General features: G+C 48.4%; 22 protein-coding genes. 18 read left to right on the top strand and 4 right to left on the bottom strand.

The features are described from left to right. Window positions 1-218 precede the first annotated feature (218 nt). The gene (locus CI595_RS02425; RefSeq protein ID WP_095171329.1) at window positions 219-965 is read left to right on the top strand and encodes a sugar phosphate isomerase/epimerase family protein; all 747 of its coding nucleotides are present in this window, start codon (window positions 219-221) and stop codon (window positions 963-965) included. A gap of 107 nt (window positions 966-1,072) precedes the next feature. Here the strand turns inward: CI595_RS02425 and CI595_RS02420 are convergent, their stop codons facing one another. Continuing rightward, window positions 1,073-2,488 carry an amidophosphoribosyltransferase gene (locus tag CI595_RS02420; RefSeq protein ID WP_095171327.1) on the bottom strand — a complete coding sequence of 472 codons (1,416 nt, stop codon included), beginning with the start codon at window positions 2,486-2,488 and terminating at the stop codon, window positions 1,073-1,075. Window positions 2,489-2,740: 252 nt separating this feature from the next. Between CI595_RS02420 and CI595_RS02415 the strand changes: the two genes are divergently transcribed. The 5 genes from CI595_RS02415 (at window position 2,741) to CI595_RS02400 (ending at window position 6,778) form a co-directional block, all read left to right on the top strand. After that, window positions 2,741-3,241 (top strand): DNA-deoxyinosine glycosylase, encoded by a 501-nt coding sequence (locus CI595_RS02415; RefSeq protein WP_095171325.1) that lies wholly within the window; start codon window positions 2,741-2,743, stop codon window positions 3,239-3,241. Between the two features lie 20 nt (window positions 3,242-3,261). Next, the gene (locus CI595_RS02410) at window positions 3,262-4,020 is read left to right on the top strand and encodes an exodeoxyribonuclease III (protein ID WP_095171323.1); all 759 of its coding nucleotides are present in this window, start codon (window positions 3,262-3,264) and stop codon (window positions 4,018-4,020) included. Continuing rightward, on the top strand, window positions 4,017-4,310 hold the full coding sequence (locus CI595_RS25965; protein ID WP_156087453.1) for a hypothetical protein: 294 nt from the start codon (window positions 4,017-4,019) through the stop codon (window positions 4,308-4,310). The genes CI595_RS02410 and CI595_RS25965 overlap by 4 nt, the downstream gene beginning before the upstream one ends. Window positions 4,311-4,576: 266 nt before the next feature. Beyond that, window positions 4,577-5,620, top strand: a complete 1,044-nt coding sequence (selD, locus tag CI595_RS02405) for a selenide, water dikinase SelD (protein WP_095171320.1) — start codon at window positions 4,577-4,579, stop codon at window positions 5,618-5,620. A 21-nt stretch (window positions 5,621-5,641) separates the two neighbouring features. Then, window positions 5,642-6,778, top strand: coding sequence for an aminotransferase class V-fold PLP-dependent enzyme (locus tag CI595_RS02400; RefSeq protein ID WP_095172346.1), 1,137 nt, complete (start codon window positions 5,642-5,644; stop codon window positions 6,776-6,778). Window positions 6,779-6,810: 32 nt separating this feature from the next. Here CI595_RS02400 and CI595_RS02395 read toward each other — a convergent pair whose 3' ends face one another. Further along, window positions 6,811-8,004, bottom strand: a complete 1,194-nt coding sequence (locus CI595_RS02395) for a metallophosphoesterase (RefSeq protein WP_095171318.1) — start codon at window positions 8,002-8,004, stop codon at window positions 6,811-6,813. Window positions 8,005-8,166: 162 nt separating this feature from the next. On the opposite strand from CI595_RS02395, the gene CI595_RS02390 reads away from it, so the two are divergent. From CI595_RS02390 to CI595_RS02380, 3 genes are read left to right on the top strand one after another with little or no spacing between them, the layout of a single operon-like run. After that, entirely contained in the window at window positions 8,167-9,471 is a 1,305-nt protein-coding gene (locus CI595_RS02390; RefSeq protein WP_095171316.1) for a DNA polymerase Y family protein, read from the top strand. 1 nt (window position 9,472) lies between these two features. Continuing rightward, window positions 9,473-9,667 (top strand): ubiquinone biosynthesis protein UbiE, encoded by a 195-nt coding sequence (locus CI595_RS02385; protein ID WP_095171315.1) that lies wholly within the window; start codon window positions 9,473-9,475, stop codon window positions 9,665-9,667. 54 nt (window positions 9,668-9,721) lie between these two features. After that, window positions 9,722-10,165: a GNAT family N-acetyltransferase gene (locus CI595_RS02380; RefSeq protein WP_065542771.1), complete on the top strand. Its 444-nt coding sequence runs from the start codon at window positions 9,722-9,724 to the stop codon at window positions 10,163-10,165. A gap of 115 nt (window positions 10,166-10,280) precedes the next feature. Here the strand turns inward: CI595_RS02380 and CI595_RS02375 are convergent, their stop codons facing one another. Together CI595_RS02375 and CI595_RS02370 are read right to left on the bottom strand one after the other, a co-directional pair. Beyond that, entirely contained in the window at window positions 10,281-10,802 is a 522-nt protein-coding gene (locus tag CI595_RS02375) for an ECF transporter S component (protein WP_065542770.1), read from the bottom strand. Window positions 10,803-11,009: 207 nt separating this feature from the next. Then, the gene (locus CI595_RS02370) at window positions 11,010-11,582 is read right to left on the bottom strand and encodes a xanthine phosphoribosyltransferase (protein ID WP_095171314.1); all 573 of its coding nucleotides are present in this window, start codon (window positions 11,580-11,582) and stop codon (window positions 11,010-11,012) included. A gap of 185 nt (window positions 11,583-11,767) precedes the next feature. Between CI595_RS02370 and CI595_RS02365 the strand changes: the two genes are divergently transcribed. The 9 genes from CI595_RS02365 to CI595_RS02320 all read left to right on the top strand — a co-directional run bounded on the left by CI595_RS02365 (window position 11,768) and on the right by CI595_RS02320 (window position 20,563). Then, entirely contained in the window at window positions 11,768-12,466 is a 699-nt protein-coding gene (locus tag CI595_RS02365) for a 5'-methylthioadenosine/adenosylhomocysteine nucleosidase (protein WP_095171313.1), read from the top strand. A 49-nt stretch (window positions 12,467-12,515) separates the two neighbouring features. Then, window positions 12,516-13,808 carry an alkyl/aryl-sulfatase gene (locus CI595_RS02360; RefSeq protein ID WP_095171312.1) on the top strand — a complete coding sequence of 431 codons (1,293 nt, stop codon included), beginning with the start codon at window positions 12,516-12,518 and terminating at the stop codon, window positions 13,806-13,808. Window positions 13,809-13,855: 47 nt separating this feature from the next. Further along, window positions 13,856-14,086 carry a hypothetical protein gene (locus CI595_RS02355; protein ID WP_095172345.1) on the top strand — a complete coding sequence of 77 codons (231 nt, stop codon included), beginning with the start codon at window positions 13,856-13,858 and terminating at the stop codon, window positions 14,084-14,086. 109 nt (window positions 14,087-14,195) lie between these two features. Continuing rightward, window positions 14,196-14,570, top strand: a complete 375-nt coding sequence (locus CI595_RS02350) for a metal-sensing transcriptional repressor (RefSeq protein ID WP_095171311.1) — start codon at window positions 14,196-14,198, stop codon at window positions 14,568-14,570. A gap of 31 nt (window positions 14,571-14,601) precedes the next feature. Continuing rightward, window positions 14,602-15,444, top strand: a complete 843-nt coding sequence (locus tag CI595_RS02345; RefSeq protein ID WP_095171310.1) for an Mrp/NBP35 family ATP-binding protein — start codon at window positions 14,602-14,604, stop codon at window positions 15,442-15,444. Between the two features lie 312 nt (window positions 15,445-15,756). After that, entirely contained in the window at window positions 15,757-15,984 is a 228-nt protein-coding gene (locus CI595_RS02340; protein ID WP_095171309.1) for an HPr family phosphocarrier protein, read from the top strand. Between the two features lie 548 nt (window positions 15,985-16,532). Next, the gene (locus CI595_RS02330; protein WP_095171308.1) at window positions 16,533-18,887 is read left to right on the top strand and encodes an ATP-dependent DNA helicase; all 2,355 of its coding nucleotides are present in this window, start codon (window positions 16,533-16,535) and stop codon (window positions 18,885-18,887) included. Between the two features lie 129 nt (window positions 18,888-19,016). Beyond that, complete coding sequence (locus tag CI595_RS02325; RefSeq protein ID WP_147737686.1) at window positions 19,017-19,265, top strand: hypothetical protein; 249 nt, start codon at window positions 19,017-19,019, stop codon at window positions 19,263-19,265. Window positions 19,266-19,522: 257 nt separating this feature from the next. Further along, window positions 19,523-20,563 (top strand): LacI family DNA-binding transcriptional regulator, encoded by a 1,041-nt coding sequence (locus tag CI595_RS02320; protein ID WP_158661604.1) that lies wholly within the window; start codon window positions 19,523-19,525, stop codon window positions 20,561-20,563. The last annotated feature ends 27 nt before the right edge of the window (window positions 20,564-20,590 follow it).

Raw genomic sequence — 20,590 nt, 5'->3', positions numbered from 1 at the left:
AGATCAGGTAATAGATCAAGAGAGTTCGGATGTAGAGATCATAGTAATAGATTAAGAGCGTTCGGATGTAGAGATCATGGTAATAGATTAAAAGAGTTCGGATGTAGAGATTATAGTAATAGTTTAAGAGCGTTCGGATGTAGAGATCATGGTAATAGATTAAAAGAGTTCGGATGTAGAGATCATAGTAATAGTTTAAGAGAGTGGACGGGTGAAGTATGATTTATGTGAGTCATTTACTGGAAGACTGGGATATGAGAGATGTGATAGAAAAGACAGGGGCAGGGGTTGAAAGTATTGAGTTTTCTATTTCGGAAAATTTGGACTGTCTGGAAGAGAAAGCGGATCGGTATGAAAAGAGGCTGGAGGAGATGGAGTGTGAGGACCTGATCCTTCATGGGCCTTTTTTGGATTTGAATCCTATGACGTTTGATTCCCTGATCCTGGAGACTACCAGGAAAAGATATGAGCAGGCTTACTGGGCGGCGAAAAGACTGGGGGCTAAAAAACTGGTGTTCCACACCTGTTATGTACCGGATGTATATCTGCTGATCGGCTGGGCCGACAGGGTGGCTGATTTTTATAAACGGTTTCTGGAAGGCAGGGAAGGGATCCAGATCGTGATGGAAAATGTGTTTGACAGACAGGCAGAGCCTATTCTTGAAGTGGCAAGGAAGGTGGAGCATCCTGATTTTGGACTTTGCCTGGATATGGGACATGCCCATTGCTATTCAGATATGCCGGCCGGTGCATGGGCGGAGCTGTTTGGCAGTTATATCAAACATCTGCATGTCCATGACAATTGGGGGGACAGGGATGCCCACTGGGGACTGGGAAGGGGAAACCTGGATTATAAAGAGATAATTGAGACTGTAAAAAGAAATAGCCCGGATGTGACTTTTACAATAGAGTGCAGTCAAAAAGAGGATGTGCTGTATTCCATAAATGAGATTTGTATGGTATAAGAATGTCCCAGATACCTTAACGATATCCGGGACTGTTATGATAGCTTATCTTAATTTTTCCGCGGCCGGAAGCGGTTCGGCCTATAGCTTGTCTGAAGATTCATCTATTATTTTCCGTCAAAACAGTGTGTACACATTTTACACGGACTGAGGCCGATGGAAGCGGTCAGATCATCCAGACGATGATAGTGAAGGGTGGTGAAATTAAGCTGTCTTCCGATCTCCTCCAGCATTTCTTTGTAGTTGGCGGAATCCGGGTTCGCGTAGTCGGCAAGGACTTCCGCAGGAACATTGTCCCCCTCACGGTCTGCAATGATACGGCGGGTGATTAGATCCATTTCGGATTTGGAACGGGAGAAGTTCAGGTACGGGCAGCCGAACAGAAGCGGCGGGCAGGCCGGACGGATGTGAACTTCTTTGGCTCCGCTGCTGTATAAAAATTCTGTTGTCTCGCGAAGCTGTGTGCCGCGGACAATGGAATCATCAATGAGCAGCAGACTCTTGTTTTTGATCAGCGCTTCCACAGGAATCAGTTTCATGCGGGCGATGAGGTTTCTCTGGCTCTGCTGTGTCGGCATGAAAGAGCGAGGCCAGGTCGGTGTATATTTAATGAACGGGCGGGAGAAGGGAATACCGGATGCATTGGCGTAGCCGATCGCGTGTGCGATACCGGAATCGGGAACACCTGCGACCAGGTCGGGTTTCACATTTTCCCTCTGGGCATCGCGCTGTGCCAGCTTTTTGCCGCATTCGTAGCGCATTTCCTCTACATTTATGCCTTCATAGGTAGAGGTGGGATATCCATAGTATACCCACAGGAAGGAACAGATCTTCATTTCCTCACGTGGTTTGACTAAAGTTTCAGCGCTCTCCGGTGTAAGGAATACAACTTCTCCGGGACCAAGTTCGCGGTAGGGTTCATAGCCCAGATTGAAGAAGGCAAAGCTTTCAAAGGCGGCACAGAAGGCATCCTCTTTTTTGCCAAGGATGACAGGGGTACGGCCTACCCGGTCACGGGCTGCATAGATTCCTTTAGGGGTGAGCAGGAACAGGGTCATGGAACCCTCAACAAGCTCCTGTACATACTGTATCCCTTCCACAATGGTGGATTTCTGGTTGATCAGGGACGCCACCATCTCGGTTGGATTGATGCTTCCGCCGCTCATTTCCAGGAAATGGGTACATCCGTTTTTATAGGAGATATCTACAAGCTCATCCATGTTGTTGATTTTTCCTACAGTTGTGATAGCGAAGCTGCCCAGATGTGACTGTACTAAAAGCGGCTGCGGCTCGTTGTCAGAGATACAGCCAATACCCAGATTTCCTTCCAGTTCGTTTAAATCTCCGTCGAATTTGGTACGGAAAGGGGTATTTTCGATATTGTGAATCGAACGGTTGAATCCATTTGGTCCATAGACTGCCAAACCGCCTCTTCTTGTTCCTAGATGAGAATGATAGTCTGTTCCGAAAAACAAATCCAAAGTGCAGCTGGATTTAGAAGCTACTCCAAATATTCCACCCATTGATTTTTCTCCTTTTTACTTAAGAATTCTGTTGTTTTCACCACAGATAGTGTGCTGTGTGTACTTTCTGCAGTTTTTCCGATGCAGTCTTTATTATATACTCATAAGACGGCGTTCGTAAAGTCGTTTTGCCAACTTTTTTTACTTCGCAGGAGAGAAAAAATAGTGTATAATGAGGACGAAAGAAGTAAAATTCTACAATGATAAAAGAAAAGAAGACTTAAATATTTCGTCTATTTGGGGGAGGAGCCGATGAAAAATCAGACAGAATATGTGACGCATACGTTTGCACCGGTTTTTGACAGCAGTTCCAGAGTGCTGCTTTTGGGGACAATGCCTTCTCCGAAATCCAGAGAGGAAGGATTTTATTACGGGCATCCCAGAAACAGATTCTGGAAAGTGATGGGGGAAGTTCTGGGCGAAGATATGCCTTTGACCATAGAAGAAAAGAAGAAAATGCTGCTGGCCCATAAGGTGGCTGTGTGGGATGTGCTGAAAAGCTGCGAGATACGTGGGGCGGATGACGGAAGCATTAAAAACCCGGCGGCCAATGATATGTCCATCGTGCTGGATGCTGCACCCATACAGGCTGTTTTTGCCACCGGCCAAAAGGCAGCGGCGCTTTACCGGAAATATTGTGAGCCCCATACGGGTGTGCCGATCAGACAGCTGCCGTCCACCAGTCCGGCAAACTGCGGCATGAAATATGAAACGATCCTGGAGTTTTACCGGGAGATCTTAACGTATTTGTAGAGAACAGAGAGGAGAATCGTATGAAATTTATATCATGGAATGTGAATGGCCTGCGGGCTTGTGTGCAGAAGGGTTTTACAGAATTTTTTGAGGCTGCGGACGCGGATTTTTTCTGTCTGCAGGAGACAAAGCTTCAGGAAGGACAGATTGATTTTGCGCCGGAAGGGTATTATGCATACTGGAATTATGCTGTGAAGAAAGGGTATTCGGGGACGGCTGTATTTGCCAAGAAGGAGCCGGTTTCTGTGGCATATGGTATCGGTATGGAGGAGCATGACCAGGAGGGCAGGGTGATCACTCTGGAATACGATGAGTTTTATCTTGTGACTTGTTATACGCCCAATTCAAAGAATGAGCTGGCAAGGCTTCCTTACAGGATGGAATGGGAGGATGCGTTCAGAGAGTATCTTTTGAAACTGGATGAGAAAAAGCCGGTTGTTATGTGCGGGGATTTGAATGTGGCACACCGGGAAATTGATTTGAAGAATCCTAAGACCAACAGGCATAATGCGGGATTTACGGACGAGGAGAGAGGGAAGTTTACAGAGCTTTTGGAGGCTGGGTTTACGGATAGTTTCCGGTATTTTTATCCGGAGGAGACCGGGGTTTATTCCTGGTGGTCTTACCGGTTTAAGGCAAGGGAGAAGAATGCGGGGTGGAGGATTGATTATTTTTGTGTGTCGGACCGGTTGAGGGAGAAAATGGTTTCGGCGGGGATCCATACGGAGGTGTTTGGGTCGGATCATTGTCCGGTGGAGGTGGTGATAGAAGGGATGTGAGAGAAAGTGAGGGCGGACGGGAAGGTGAGGGCGGACGGGAAAGGAGCGGTGAGCGGAGGGCAGCCGGGGCAGAGGGTATCAGGCAGACGGAGCGCTCCGCTGGGCAGAAGCTAACCTGCTCCCAGTCACTAAATTCGTCGGCAGAGGCCTCCTCATTAAGTGTCTGGGGCAGGTGGATCTTCTGCCCGCTCCTCGAACACCGTCTGCCTGATACCCTCTGCCCCGGCTGCCCTCCGCTCACCGCTCCTTTCCCTGTTGGTTGGCTGACCACTGGATATTGGTTGGAGTGAGGGGGGGATGGCGGTAGGGGGGGAAGAGTTGAAATAGGAAGATATAAATATAAAGAGATATAAATATAGAGAGATAATTTTAGAGGTACAAATTTAGAGAGAGATAAACATAGAGAGAGATAAATTTAGAGTGATAAATTTAGAGTGATAATTTAGAGAGATAAATATAAAGAGATGTTGTGGGTTGAGGGAAGTATATAGGGAAATTGGGAGTGGGGTAGGGAGGTTGTGGGATTGAGAGAGATGGGAATGGATAGGAGATTGTTATGAGTGCTGGGGTGAAGTTGACGGAGTTTTCTAAGAGTGCGGGGTGTGCGGCTAAGATTGGGCCGGGGATTTTGGCGGAGGTGGTGGGGAGACTGCCTGCGGTGATGGATGAAAATTTGTTGGTGGGGGTTGAGACGGCGGATGATGCGGCGGTGTATCGGGTTTCGGATGAGGTGGCTTTGATCCAGACGGTGGATTTTTTTCCGCCTATGGTGGATGATCCGTTTACCTTCGGACAGATCGCGGCGGCTAATGCGCTCAGTGATGTGTATGCTATGGGCGGGGAGCCGAGGCTTGCTTTGAATGTGGTGGCGTTTCCTAATTGCCTGGGAGCTGAGGTGCTGGGAGAGATGCTGGCGGGCGGGGCTTCTAAGGTGAAGGAGGCCGGGGCTGTGCTGGCAGGCGGACATTCTATCAATGATGAGGAGCCTAAGTATGGGCTTTGTGTGACGGGTTTTGTGCATCCGGATAGGATTTGGAAGAATGGCGGGGCGCAGGCCGGTGATGTGCTTCTGTTGACGAAACCCCTGGGAGTGGGGCTGGTCAATACGGCTGTGAAGGCCGGTATGGCTTCTGAGGAGGCGAAAAGATGTGCGGTGGAGAGTATGAGCTGCCTGAATAAATTGGCTATGGAGGTGCTCAGAGAGGTTGAGGTGCATAGCTGTACGGATGTGACGGGATTTGGGCTTGCGGGACATGCACTGGAAACTGCCAGGGCAAGCGGTGTCTCGCTTGTGATTGAGACCGGCAGATTAGAAGTGCTGCCGGATGCTCTTTTTTATGCGTCTATGGGATTGGTCCCTGAGGGTACTTATAGGAATAAGGCGTATAATAAGAAGGATGTACGGCTGGAGGACAAGGTTGAGGAAGCTTTGGAGGATCTGGTCTTTGACCCGCAGACTTCCGGAGGGCTTTTGGTGAGCCTGAGAAGGGAGGACGTTGAGGCTGTGCTTGTGAAGCTTGAGAAAGCCGGGTACCCTTTGAAGGCTGGGATCGTGGGATTTGTAACGGATCGGCAGGAGAAGTTTCTGATGATCCGATAGGACGGAAAGACGGTGAAAGAGATGATTTATCTGGATAATGCGGCAACTACGCTGAAGAAGCCGGAATGTGTGAGAAAGGCTGTCTATGAAGCTATGGGCACCCTTGGAAATTATGGGAGGGGTGGCCATGGGATCACCCTTGAGACGTCCAGGAAGATTTATGAGGCCAGGGAGGCTATTGCGGGATTCTTTGGGTTTGGAAATCCTTCCGGTGTGGCGTTTACCTGTAATGCTACGGAGGCATTGAATACAGTGATCCGGGGGATCTTTGATCCCGGAGAGCATGTGGTGACTACCGCACTGGAACATAATTCAGTTCTCAGACCTTTGTATGAAATGGAAAAAACAGGGGTTTTGGTGACGGTCCTTCCGGCAGATGAAAAAGGAAATATTTCTTATGAGGAGATGGAACAGGCCATTGGGGATAAGACCAGGGCCGTGGTGTGTACCCATGCTTCTAATGTTACGGGAAATATGCTGGATATAGAAAGGATTGGAAAGCTTTGCCGCAGAAAAGGGGTTTTATTTGTCCTGGATGCGTCCCAGACTGCGGGATCGGTGCCTATTCAGATGGAAAAATGTGGAATAGATGTACTTTGTTTTACCGGGCATAAGGGGCTTATGGGGCCTCAGGGAACAGGCGGGATCTGCGTGCGGGAAGGGGTGGAGATTCGCCCATTAAAAGCAGGAGGCAGCGGAATCCATTCTTTTGAACGGGAGCACCCGGGGATCATGCCGGGCAGACTGGAAGCCGGAACGCTGAATGGGCACGGGATCGTGGGCCTGTTAAGCGCTGTGGAGTATGTGAAACAAGCAGGCGTGGAAAATATCGGGGCCTATGAACGAAAGCTTGCCCGTGCGTTCTATGAAGGTGTGCGGGAAATACCGGGGGTCAAGGTGTACGGGGATTTTGAGAAAAGGGAGAGAGCAGCCATTGTGGCTCTCAATATGGGAGAATATGATTCGGCACAGGTGAGCGATGAGTTATCCTGTACCTATGAGATCTATGCCCGGTCCGGGGTACACTGCGCGCCGCTGATGCATCAGGCAATGGGAACGCAGGAGCAGGGGGCCGTCCGATTTTCTTTTTCCTGGTTTAATACTATGGAGGAAGTGGAGCAGACTGTAAGAGCATTGAGGGAACTGGCAGCAGAATGAGCCGCCGGTTCCCTTTAAAACATGCAGAGATTTTATTCTGAGAAGTATACGTCAATGATCATGACCTCAGCGTCTGTTCCCACACGCATGGCAGGCCCCCAGATTCCCACGCCGGAGGTGACATAGGAGTACATATCATCCTTTTTCAGCTCTCCGCAGGAGTTTTCCCACATGAGTTTTGTGGTCAGATTGCCCGGGAACATCTGCCCGTCGTGGGTGTGGCCGGAGAGGTCTATGTCGCAGCCGGCGTCGGCCAGTTCCTGGAGCTGTTTGGGCTGGTGGTCAATGACCAGTATGGGCTTATTATGGTCCAGGTCTTTTAAAAGGTCCTCCGGTGAGAGTCGGTTTTCCTTCATCTTCTTAGAACGCTGCGGGTCTTTGCGGCCGGCCAGATAGAAGGAGTCGTCGATGAGGACAGACTTGTCATCCAGGAGCTGGATGCCGGATCGTTTCAGAAAGTTATCCATCCGGGTATCTGTGTGCTGCCCATTTTTGACGGGTACGGTAAAGCCGGCAAGGAGCTTTTCTTTAAAGTCATGGTTGCCCCAGCATGCATATACGCCGTAGGTGCTTTTTATTTCCTTTAAGATGGAAATGGTTTTTTCCGGGTACTGTACAGCATCGTATTCGTTGTCGAAGAAGTCTCCGGCAATGCAGACCAGATCCACGTTTTCCGCATTTATTTTGTCCACCATGGATTCCACATGGTAAGTGCCGATGCTGTAGCCCAGATGCAGGTCTGCAGTCAGGGCAATCCGCAGATGGTCCAGCCTGCCGCCGGATTTTTCGATTTTGGCTTCATAGTGGTTTACATAGACCCGGTGTTCATGGATGATCCCATAGGCACTCAGGCCGATGATCAGGCAGGCCGCGGCGCCGCCGCTTAAGACAAATGTGCGGCGCAGGGCAAGGGTTTCATTTTTTATCCGGTTTGTATGTTTTAAAAGGAATCTTCCCAGGTCGAAGATAAGGATGATAAGTACAATATATAAAAATGTGCCCAGCCAGTAATTGAAAAGCCGCTTCAGATAACTGTGCCAGGGATTGGCGGAGACCAGATAGGAGGTCAGGGGCGTCAGGCACATGAAAATATAAATGGAAAGGAAAACCACACGAAACGGCCTGGATCTTAGATGCCTGTGGCAGGCGCCTGTCCAGCGGATGATCCAGCGGACAACATAGAGATTGATCAAAAGATAAAATGGGGCAAGTATGATAGCCAGCATAACAGACTCCTTTTGTGAGTTAAATTTATTACTTCAAGAATAGAATAGGTTGGAAGTTTTGTCAAGTATTTACATGGAACATATGTTCTGGTATAATGGTGCTAAAGAGGTCAAAGACCTTGCAGAGATCAAAACGTTATAAAATAAGGAAGTGGGATCAAATTGGAGAACGTCATATTTCATATTGATGTAAACAGTGCATTTCTTTCCTGGGAAGCTGTTTACAGGCTTGAAAACGGGGGGACTGTGGATCTTCGCAGCATTCCCAGTGCAGTGGGCGGGGACAGGTCAAAAAGACGGGGGATCATCCTGGCAAAATCCATTCCTGCCAAAGCGTTTGGTGTCAGGACAGGGGAGCCTATTGTGGACGCCATGCGGAAATGCCCATCCCTGACGATTATCCCTTCCCATCACGGAATGTACAGGGAGTATTCAAAAAAGTTTATGGATATCCTGAGAGAATACACACCGGATGTGGAAAAATATAGCATTGACGAGGCATTTATGAATATGACAGGCATGGAGCGGCTGCTGGGAGAACCGGTGACATTTGCGCACCGGCTCAAAGACCGCATCAAAAAAGAACTGGGGTTCACGGTGAATATCGGAATCTCCAGCAATAAGCTGCTGGCAAAAATGGCCTCTGATTTTCAGAAGCCCGACAGGGTCCACACGTTGTTTCCGGAGGAGGTTCCCGAGAAGATGTGGCCTCTTCCCGTATCGGAACTGCTGTTTGTGGGGAAATCCACGGAGAACACGCTGAAGAAACTGGGAATCTATACCATCGGAGATCTGGCTGCGGCGGATGTGGAGATTCTGCGGCATCATCTGAAAAAGCACGGGGAGGCTATCTGGAATTCTGCCAACGGCAGGGACAGTGCTGTGGTGGAATCCGTGCAGGAGGATAATAAGGGGTACGGCAACAGCACAACCATCGCTTTTAATGTGGTGGATGAGGATACCGCAAAGCAGGTGCTGCTTTCCCTTTGTGAAACGGTGGCCTCCAGGCTGCGCAGTGACGGTATGAAGGCCGAGGTGGTGTCCGTCACCATTAAGGATCATGAACTGCAGTCGGTTTCCCACCAGATGGTGCTGAAGGCTCCCACCAATATCACCTCAGAGCTTTATCATCAGGCCTGCAGGCTGTTTGATGAACTGTGGGATGGAGCGCCCATCCGTCTTCTGGGGGTGCGGACCAGCCGTGTTTCCAGGGAGGAGAGCGGCAGACAGTTGTCCTTGTTTGATCACACGGATTATGATAAACTGGAAAAAATGGACCAGGCTGTAGATGAGATCCGCAAAAAATTCGGAACAGGGGCTATCATGCGGGCATCTTTCCTGAAGCAGCCCATTGAAAATATGGCGGGAGGTCATCCGGAAGGCAGACTTCCGGCTCCTGAGGTGAGCGCTGCGGAGGGGCTTTCCCAAAACTGGAAGCAGAATGAGAATGAGGAGAAGGACAAGTAGGATGAGTGAGATAGTGGAAGAATTTGTTAACGGATACTGTAAGAATTATGATATGGCAAGAAGCGCCATATGCGAATTCGTACAGGATGAAGACGGCCTGCATTTTGACAGGATTGACTGTGATTACGGTGCATGTCCCCACAGTAAGAACTGTGAGATGATGAAACAGGTTTTTGCAATGGAAGCAGAAAAATAACAGAAAGGAAAACGTAACTGTGAAGGCCTGAACAGTTACAGGATAACAATATTTATGCTGACGATCAGAGATATCAGAGAGGAAGACAGAGACATATTCTTTAAGATGGAGAAGGAGTTTTACGGCGGTGAAGCCTGTATGCATACAGTGCCTCAGGAGCATTTTGAAGCAACTTTGAAGGAGTGTTTAAGAAGCAGGGAATATGCCAGGGTATTGATGCTGGAGGATGAAAGCGGCGTGGTTGGATACCTGCTTCTTGCCTTTACGTTCAGCAATGAGGCAGGCGGTCTGACGGTGTGGCTGGAGGAACTGTATTTTATGGAAAACGCCAGAGGAAAGGGATACGGAAGTGAAGTCTTTGCCTGGATCGAACAGGAGTATTCCCATGCCAAGAGATTCCGTCTGGAAGCCACATACAGCAACGAGAGAGCAATCGCGCTGTATGAGAGGCTTGGATATGAGGAGCTGCATTATTTCCAGATGATAAAAGACTTGTAGAAAAGAAAAAGGATGCGTTTTGATGATACCGCGCCGGCCTGCCGGGAGCTGTAAGATCTAAAACGCATCCTTGATACTATAACGCCGTGCTGCTGTCAATGACCAGGTCCCATACTTACGCGGAGGCGATCATCCGTTTGATATCCGGTACTGCAGTGAGAAGCGGATAGAGGACCAGTGAGAGGATCAGACCGCTGGCACCCTGGATCAGATTGGACGGCACGCTTAAAAATGCGGCTGTGCCGTACAGGAAGAATTCACACAGGCAGTAGCCCCCTGCAACCAGCACCATGTCGATGATGCCTCCTGTAAGGACGCCTGCCCAGGCTGTTTTGCTGTCTTTTGCTATCTTTTTGTAGGCAAGGGCAGCAAACAGTGCCACCAGGCCTTTTATGGCAAAGGTGATGGGGACGTAGATAAAATATCCCCCCAAAAGGTCGGCCATGCAGGAACCGATACCGGCGGCCAGGAATCCGTAGGCAGGACCCAGGATGATCCCGGAAAGGATCACAATGGCATCCCCCGGATGAATGTAACCGCTGGTCCCGGGTGTGGGAATGCGGATGGACATGGTGGCAACACAGGCCAGAGCCGCAAAAAGTGCGGTCATGACAATCTTTTTCGTTTTGTTTTCCATAATAATAACTCCTTTTAACAGACATAACTGTCCAGCACCTTCTTACATTACATGTAAAATCCCTGCAGAACCGCTTTCGGTATGGGGGACTTGGCTGCTGAACGCTTTCTTTCTACACAATATAGCCGAAAATTGGCATTCTATAAAGAGCCAGTTTCCTAAAAAAAGAGCAGTCCAGTTTTGGACTGCCCTATAAATTGCTATGTACTAAGCGCGGAAGGTGAGGGAATCATCGCTCATGGAATCCACAATTGCCAGGGACTCCACACGGATGCCTTTTTCTCTCAGCGCGTCGCCGCCGTGCTGAAAGCCCTTTTCGATGACAATACCGGCTCCTTCCAGAGTTGCGCCGGCTGTATCCACTATTTCGATCAGACCCTGGAGTGCGCATCCGTTAGCCAGGAAATCGTCAATGATCAGTACATGGTCTTCCGGCTGCAGGAATTTTTTTGATAGTATCACATCATAAACTTTTTTATGGGTAAAGGACTGGACTTTGGTCGTATACATTTCGCCGTCCAGGTTCAGGCTCTGGGCTTTTTTAGCAAAGACCACCGGAACACCGAAATACTGTGCCACAATACAGGCAATGCCAATGCCGGAGGCTTCGATCGTCAGAATTTTTGTGATAGGGGAGCCGGCAAATCTGCGTTTGAACTCTTTGCCGATCTCGTTGATGAATGGTATGTCCATCTGGTGATTCAGGAAACTGTCCACCTTCAGTATATTACCCGGCTTTACCGTGCCGTCTTTTAGAATACGCTCTTTTAAAAGCTGCATTTGAATTCCTCCCTGGTTTTTACGTGTCCGGGGGGATCAGATACCCCCGGTTTTTCTGGTAACTACCATAATACGATATTTGTACGGGCTTTGCAATTTATTTTTGGTTTTTTTGTAAAAACAGGGGAGAAAATGACACAAAATCTGCACGATTGTGATAAAATAGAAAACGAGGTAAATAAGTGATGAAAAAAATAGGAATCTTATGTGCCAGCGATACAGAACTGGCCCCCTTTTTAAAGTATATCCGGAGTTGTGAAACGACAGAAAAGGCCATGCTTACATTTTATGAAGGAACCATTCATCAGACAGAAGTGACTGCCGTGTACAGTGGAGTCTGCAAAGTGAATGCCGCCATTGCAGCCCAGCTATTGATCGATGTATTTCACGTTGACTGCATCATCAATGGGGGAACAGCAGGGGGAATGGAGGAAAGTGTTCAGCTTTTCGATACGGTCATATCGGAGCGTGTCATTTACCATGATGTGGCAGATGATATTCTGACGGAGTTTCACCCATGGTTAAAATCCAATTATTTTCCGGCAGATGACAAATTGTCGGCCATAGCTAAAAGGTACAGCCTGACATCTGCACATCCGATCCGGTTTGGAACCATGGTGACAGGAGAGCAATTCATCGAAGATGATAAAAGGGAGGAGATCAATGAAAAATTTGCTCCTCTCTGTGTTGACATGGAAACAGCCAGTGTTGCCCATGTCTGCTATGTAAACAAAATCCCGTTTTTGGCAGTCAGGACCATTACGGATACTGTTACGCATAAAGGGATCGAAAATTTTGATAAGAACTGTGAAGCGGCATCTGAGATATCCGCAGAAATTGTTGCAGGGATGCTTGAACAAATAGATGGGTGTGTATCGGAATGAGTGTGTATCGGAATGAGTTTGCGGTACACGCAGGAAAGGAAGCGGAACCATGCTGATAGAAAATGGAAAGCAGCAGTTGTTGGATTTTACGGAAAAGAACTACAAGGAAACCATAACGGAAGTGACAAAAGGGGTGTGGTTTGTATCAGGACTGGGCCACAGCAATGCAGTTTTTGTGGAGGCTGAGACCAGTGTGATCCTGATCGATACACTGGACACGCGGGAACGCGGTGAAAAGCTGCTTAAGATCATCCGGGAGAATACAAGGAAAGAAGTGGGGAACATTATATATACACACAGCCATCCCGACCACCGGGGCGGTGCAGGGGCCTTTGCGGCAGGCAGTCCAAAGATAATTGCCTTTAAGCCTAAAAACCCCGTTTTAGAGAGAACGGAGCTTTTAAAGGATATCCAGGATCTGCGCGGTGCACGGCAGTTTGGTTATGCTTTAACTGATGAGGAGGCCATTTCACAGGGCATCGGACCGAGAGAGGGGATAACGCATGGGGAACACCGGGCATTCGTCCCGCCTGATACGGTTTATGATCAGGAAAAGGTGCTCTGCAAAATAGATGGTGTGCAGATGGAAATGGTCCGGCTTCCCGGTGAGGCGGAAGATCAGATCATGATCTGGTTTCCGCAGAAGGAAGTGTTATGCTGCGGGGATAATTACTATGGCTGTTTCCCGAACCTCTATGCCATACGGGGCGGACAGTACCGAGATCTGGCGGCATGGATAAACAGTTTAGATGTACTAATGTCTTATCCGGCCAGATTCCTTCTGCCTGGGCATACAGCGGCAGTTTTTGGCAGGGAAGAGATCAAAAGGACATTGGAGCATTTCCGGGGAGCTTTTGATCATATTTTGACATATACTTTGGAGGGGATGAATGCAGGCAGGAGCGCAGACCAGCTGGCATCAGAAATACAATTGCCGTCGGCATATGCGGACCTGCCATATTTGGCGGAACATTATGGCTGTGTGGAATGGACCGTGCGGGCCATTTATGGGGCATATCTGGGATGGTTTGACGGGAATCCGACTAACCTGCACCCATTGCCGCCAGCGGTACATTCCAATAAGATGATCGGTTTGATGGGCGGTGCGCCGGCTGTTTTGGATGCGGCTGAAAGCGCTGTCAGGGAAAAGGATTATCAGTGGTGTCTGGAATTATGCGATCTCCTTTTGGAAGACCATGCGTCAGCCGGTAAAGAAGTGCTTCGTCTGAAAGCCGCTGCATTGGAAGGGATAGCAGAATATGAGACCAGTGCCAATGGGCGTCATTATTATATTGCATGTGCCAGAGAATTAAGGGAAACCGCCGAAGGTTGTTCTGTATAGATTTTGCCGGTAGCCTGAAGCAGCAGGATTTGAAAGGAAGCAGAGATATGAAAACGTATGAAGTGATACACGAAATATTTAACCAGTGTCCGGGAAACCACTCCAGGGATAATTTTATTCAGGAAGTGGAAATGGAGAACCCGGAGGTTTGGCTGCATGCGAAATTTAAGTCCGAGAAGGAGCTTCGTATGGAGAAGACAGAGAAGGAAGACGGAAGTGTGGTATATGATGTGATGACAGCGGATGTACATCAGAGATTTACATTTTCTGAGATTTAGATCTTGCTGTTTACACAGCCATTATCCCCACGGAGACTGAAGGGCAGGGAAACCATTGCTTTTTTTTCTGGGTTTGATATAATAGAGAAAGCGCGAGGAGGAAACCACAATGGAAGAGACGAAACATGTCCATACACACAGTCTTCCTGACGGAACGGTGATTGAGCATGTGCATGAAGATGCCGGCGCACAGGGACACGGACACCCCCATTCCCATACGCATACCCACACCCATACGAAGGCAGTGCTGAACCGTTTGTCAAGAGCGATCGGTCATCTGGAATCTATCCGCCGTATGGTGGAGGATGGCAGGGACTGCAGCGAAGTGCTCATACAGCTCTCGGCAGTGAAGGCGGCGATCAACAATACCGGAAAGGTGATCCTGCAGGATCACATTGAGCACTGTATCGTGGACGCGGTGGAGAGCGGGGATAAAGAAGCCCTGGAAGAATTAAATAAAGCCATTGACAGGTTTATGAAATAAGGTATAAACCCCAGTGGGAAAGGAAAGAATCATGAGTGAAGAAAAGAAACAATGCGACAGCAAGAGCTGTGATAAAAAAAGTTGTGAGGGATGCAGCCATGCAAACGGCGGCGGAATCCCAAAAGAAGAGTTGAATGCATTTTCCGAAATTAAGAAGGTGATCGGTGTTGTCAGTGGAAAAGGCGGCGTAGGTAAATCTTTTGTCACCGCGTCACTGGCAAATGAGATGGCATCCAAGGGATACCGTGTAGGTATTCTCGATGCGGATATCACAGGGCCTTCCATCCCGAGAATGTACGGGATCAAAGGTTCCGCTACCGCAGATGACAATGGTATATATCCGATTCTGACAAAGAATGATATTAAGATCATGTCCATCAATCTGCTCTTGCCCCAGGAGGAGGCTCCGGTTATCTGGAGAGGCCCGATTCTTGCGAATATGGTAAAGCAGTTCTGGACGGATGTTATATGGGGCGAACTGGACTATCTGTTCGTGGATATGCCTCCGGGAACCGGAGATGTTCCGCTGACTGTATTCCAGTCTCTTCCGGTAGATGGAATTGTCATTGTGTCATCTCCGCAGGATTTGGTGCATATGATTGTGAGAAAAGCTTACAACATGGCCAAGATGATGAAGGTTCCGGTGATCGGCCTGGTGGAGAACTACAGCTTTGTCAAATGTCCTGACTGTGGAAAAGAGATCCATGTGTTTGGTGAGAGCAAAGTAGATGCCATCGGTGCAGAGCTGGGTGTGCCGGTAATTGCCAAGATGCCTTTGGAACCGGAGCTGGCTGCAACTGTGGACGCCGGCGGATATGCGGATGTGATCAACGAATATCTTAAGGATTCCTTAAAATATCTGCCGAAAGCCTGAGCGGACGGCTGATACAGTGACAAAATTTGAGTCTCTGATTTGGGAATATTTCTCCGAGTAAAATGATAACTGGTATATCATGGATAAATGGAGACGTCAAACTGCACAGAACAGACAAGTTTCGACAAAATATTTCCTGTTTATTTTGCTAAAAAACGTGCTGAAATGGCGGTTTTTGGTACATGTGGAAAAATCTTGTCAAATTCTTGACAAATATAGGCAGAGCTGTCATAATACGTCCTAACAATAAAGAATCAAGACATAACTATAATATCAGTTGGCGTGTTGTTTCTTAAAGAAAGGATGGTAAATATGGTACAACGCCAGATTAGGTTAAATGAGACAGGCGACGTTAAGGAGTTTGTCACTGAGGCCAGTAAATGCGAATTTGATATCGATGTTTTTTACAACAGAGTCATCATTGATGCGAAGTCAATCCTTGGAGTTTTAAGTATGGATTTGACACGTGTGCTCACTGTGAGATGTAATGGGCATGATGAGAAATTCGATAGATTTCTGGACAGATATGCGATTGCTTAGAGGGGGATTTCTCGGGAACTGATAATTTTATATGTTATTTTGGGGCGGAAGACACGAATTGTGGGCTTCCGCTTTTTTGGGTTGAATGGGGAGAGCGGACGGGGAAGCATGGCGGATGCGGGAGGGGGACGGGATTGCCTGTGAGCGATGCACTCCGCTGGCAGCCAGCTAACCTGCTCCCAGTCACTAAGTTCATCGCGAGAGCGCTCTTCACTAAGTGTCTGGGGCAGGTGGATCTGGCAGCCGCTCCGTGAAACACCGCTCACAGGCAATCCCGTCCCCCTCCCGCATCCGCCATGCTTCCCCTGGGGGTGGCTGTGGAACAAAAAAAGATGTAGAATGGGGGGGAAAGTGGCTGCGGAAGTGAAGAGTTGTGGTACGGGAGGATAAATGGCTGCAGAAGAAAAAAAGATGAGGTATGAGAGGAAACAAATTGGTTGAGGAAGAAAAAAGATGAGGTATGGGAGGACAAGTGGCTGAGGAAGGAAAATGATGTGGGATGGGGTTGGGGATGTACAGGAACATAGGTTCTGTGTTAGAATGTGGGTATGAGTGAGATGAAGGAAGTTATTCGGATATCGGTTAGGAATTTGGTGGAGTTTATACTGCGCAGCGGGAATTTGGATAACCGGAGGACAGTGTCTGCGGATCGGGAGGCTATGAGGAAAGGAAGTAAGGTGCACCGGAAGATCCAGAAGCAGATGGGGTTGTCTTATCGGGCGGAGGTTCCGCTTTTGTGGGAGGAAGAATTTGAGGAGTTTGTTGTCCGGCTGGAAGGCAGGGCGGATGGTATCATAGAGGAAAAGGATGGGGTTACGATTGACGAGATTAAGGGTGTTTATCGGGACCTTGAATTTTTGGAGGAGCCGGTGCCGGTTCATCGGGCACAGGCTATGTGTTATGCTTATATTTATGGGACGCAGAAGGAATTGGAACGGATCGGGGTGCAGATGACGTATTGTCAGCTGGAGTCAGAACAGGTGAAACGGTTTCGGGAAGAGTTGTCCATGTCTGCGCTGAAAAAGTGGTTCTCGGATTTGATGGCGCAGTATTATAAGTGGGCTTATTTTCAGTATAGAAGAAGGATTGAGCGCAGGGAATCTATGCAGGGATTGGAGTTTCCTTATGAATATCGGGAGGGGCAGAAGGAACTGACGGCTGGGGTTTATCATACGCTCAGGAATGGGAAACAGTTGTTTATTCAGGCGCCTACCGGGATCGGAAAGACTATGGCGGCCCTTTTTCCGGCAGTGCGGGCTGTGGGGGAAGGATATGGGGATAAGATCTTTTATCTGACGGCTAAGACGATCACCAGGACTGTGGCCGAGGAGGCGTTTTCTATTCTGAAGGGCAAGGGATTGTCCTATAAAACGCTTACGGTCACTTCTAAGGAGAAGATGTGTCTCATGGATGAGGTGGAGTGCAATCCGGAAAAGTGTCCCTATGCGGAGGGGCATTTTGACAGGGTAAATGATGCTGTGTATGAATTGCTGACAGAACAGGATACTTATCAGAGAGAGGAACTGCTTGAGCAGGCCCGGAAGTGGCAGGTGTGTCCCTTTGAAATGTGTCTGGATACCTCTACCTGGGTGGATGCGGTGATCTGTGATTATAATTATGTGTTTGATCCCAATGTGTATCTGAAGCGTTTCTTTGGAGACGGGGTGAAGGGGGATTATCTTTTTTTGATCGATGAAGCCCATAACCTGGTGGACAGAGGGCGGAATATGTACAGTGCTGTTCTGTGTAAAGAGGATTTTCTGGAAGTTAAGAAGGTGGTGAAGGAGCACAGCAGGAAGCTGGAAAAGATTCTGGAGAAGTGTAATAAGGTTTTGCTGGAATATAAGAGGGAGTGTCAGGATGAGTACCGGGTGATGGAGAATATAGGGGCACTGGCACTGCAGCTTATGAATCTTTTAGGGGAGATGGAAAACTTCCTGGAGAGGGAGCAGGAGGAAAAGGTGCGCCGTACGGTGCTGGAGTTTTCTTTTGCAGTGCGGCATTTTTTGAATATGTATGATCTGCTGGATGAGAATTATGTGATCTATACGCATCATGGGACAGAGGGTAGGTTTTATCTGACTCTGTTTTGCGTAAATCCAAGGGTGAATCTTCAGGAATGCCTGAATAAGGGGAGGGGGACCGTATTTTTCTCGGCTACGCTTCTGCCTTTGGGATATTACAGGTCGCTGTTCAGTACAAGAGAGGATGACTATGCCATCTGTGCCAAATCCCCGTTTCCCAGGAAGAACCTGAAGCTTATGATCGCAAGGGATGTGAGCAGTAAATATACCAGACGCGGGGAGGAGGAGTATGGGAAGCTGGCACAGTATATTCTGCAGACGGTGACTGTCAAGCAGGGGAATTATATGGTGTTTTTTCCTTCTTACAGGATGCTGCAGGATGTGTATGAGATTTTTGAGGAGAAGAGTTCGGGGATGGAGCTGCAGTGTGTGCTGCAGTCCGGGAATATGACTGAGGGGGAGAAGGAAGAGTTTCTGGAACGGTTTGAGGGGGAATCGGATGGGACGCTGGTGGGATTTTGTGTGATGGGCGGGATTTTTTCGGAAGGGATAGATCTGACTGGGGAGAAGTTGATCGGGGCAATCCTGGTGGGAACCGGACTGCCGCAGGTGGGATATGAGAGGGAGATATTGAAGAATTATTATGATGAGAAGAACAGGGCCGGGTTTGAGTATGCGTATCGGTATCCGGGGATGAATAAGGTGCTGCAGTCTGCAGGAAGAGTGATTCGGACGAAGGAGGACAGAGGGGTGGTGCTGCTTTTGGATGAGAGGTTTTTGCAGAGGGCTTATAAGGAGTTGTTTCCGGAGGAATGGGGAGGGTATGAGGTTTGTTCGTTGGAGGATGAGAGGGGGAGAGTTGAGGCGTTTTGGGCGTGATGTGGAAGAGATGGCGGACGGGAATGGCTTCCTCTGGACCAACCGGGTCAGGTGGATCTGCTGTGTTGCCACATGAATCAACCGGGGCAGGTGGATCTGCTGTGTTGCCACATGAATCAACCGGGGCAGATGGATCAGTTGTGTCGCTTCGCCGTTGAAAACAGGGAACAGGATAAGAAATCCTGCTCCCTGTTTTTTTACGATAAAATCGGTTTCGCCGGTGTGGGATTTATCGTCAGCTCTTGTGAAGATGCGCCCCGTCCCCCCAATCTCTCCAAAAGAATAGATAACATTATTTCACCCCGTGACCATTTTCTGTCTGTGTCTGTGGGGTGTTTTTTGTGGGAAGAGGAGCAAAAAATCGTGGGGAAAATGTGAAAATAATAACAGGGAGGGGCGGGTGTACAATATGCATAATGTGGAAAGGTTGCCACATCTTTGAAATCTGGTAACTATTAACGAAAATATTTTTGAGGGTTGAAATCTGTAAATGTATGGTTATATAATACGAAATATAAGGGAGAAAACAGAAAAAAGTGTAAAAAGTATACAAAATTTGTAAAAAAGAGGTGAAATTAGAAGAAATGCTTGAAAATCTGGAATGTGAAAAAATTTCATATAAAACAGATGAAAATGTGAAAAAAATCACAATGAAAAGGATAGCGGAGGAGGCCGCTGTGTCAGTTTCCTGTGTGGCAAGATGTGTGAACAAAAGCGGATATGTGGCGGAGGAGAAGAGGCGGAGGATCTGTGAGGTGATGGACAGGCTGCATTATATTCCGAATCAGCAGGCAAAGTGTCTGCGGGATGGGTGCTCTAAACTGATCGGGCATATCCATGTGACTTCGGAAGAGAATATTTTCTTTACTAAGATAGCGGCTACCATTGAGAAGGAGAGTTTTACCAGGGGATATAAAACGATCTCTATTGCTTTTGAGGAGGGGAATATGGAGATGGTGGAGAACCAGCTTAGGGATCTGCTGGCTTACCGGGTGGATGGCATCATTCTCAACCCGGGTATCAACGGGAAGATCGTGCAGGAACTGGGGGAGAAGGTGAAGGGGCTGACCATTCCCACGGTGATGATTGAGAGACCTGCGGATGTGTATGAGGTGGAAAAGGTGTTGGTGGATAATACGGAGGGAAGTTATATTGCCACGGAGAGACTGCTGGCAGCAGGGCACAGAAAAATAGTGTATCTGGGAAGGGAGTCTGAGGAGCCTGTGGAGCAGGAACGTTATCACGGATATGTGCAGGCAATGCGCGGGGTGGATGATGCTTATGTACAGAGGCATTCTTATTTTACACAGGAGTATACGGTTGAGCATGGATTTATGAAATGTATGGAGATTCTGGAAAAGATGGGGGAGGATATGCCCACTGCCATTTTTGCATCATCGGATATTTTGGCAGCAGGAGTGCTCAGGGCACTGTATGAGAAGAAAATCAGGGTTCCGGAAGATATCTCTGTGATCGGATATGATGATACCATTGCAAAGTTTCTCTCCCCGCCCCTTTCCACCATGCGGCTGCCGGTCCGGGAGATCGCGGAGGCGGCTGTGGATGCGCTGATCACAAAATTGGAGAAGCCGGGGGGAAACAGCGGGAACAGAACGGTTAAGATCGGACCGGTGTATGTGGAACGGAATTCCGTCAGGGACCTGAACCGGAAATGAGGACGAAGATTGGAGAAGGAAGGATAG

The sequence above is a fragment of the Blautia hominis genome (assembly GCA_002270465.1).
Classification (GTDB): Bacteria; Bacillota; Clostridia; order Lachnospirales; family Lachnospiraceae; genus Blautia; species Blautia hominis.
The sequence above is the reverse complement of the archived record's forward strand: the minus strand, read 5'-3'. Positions and strand labels throughout refer to the sequence as shown.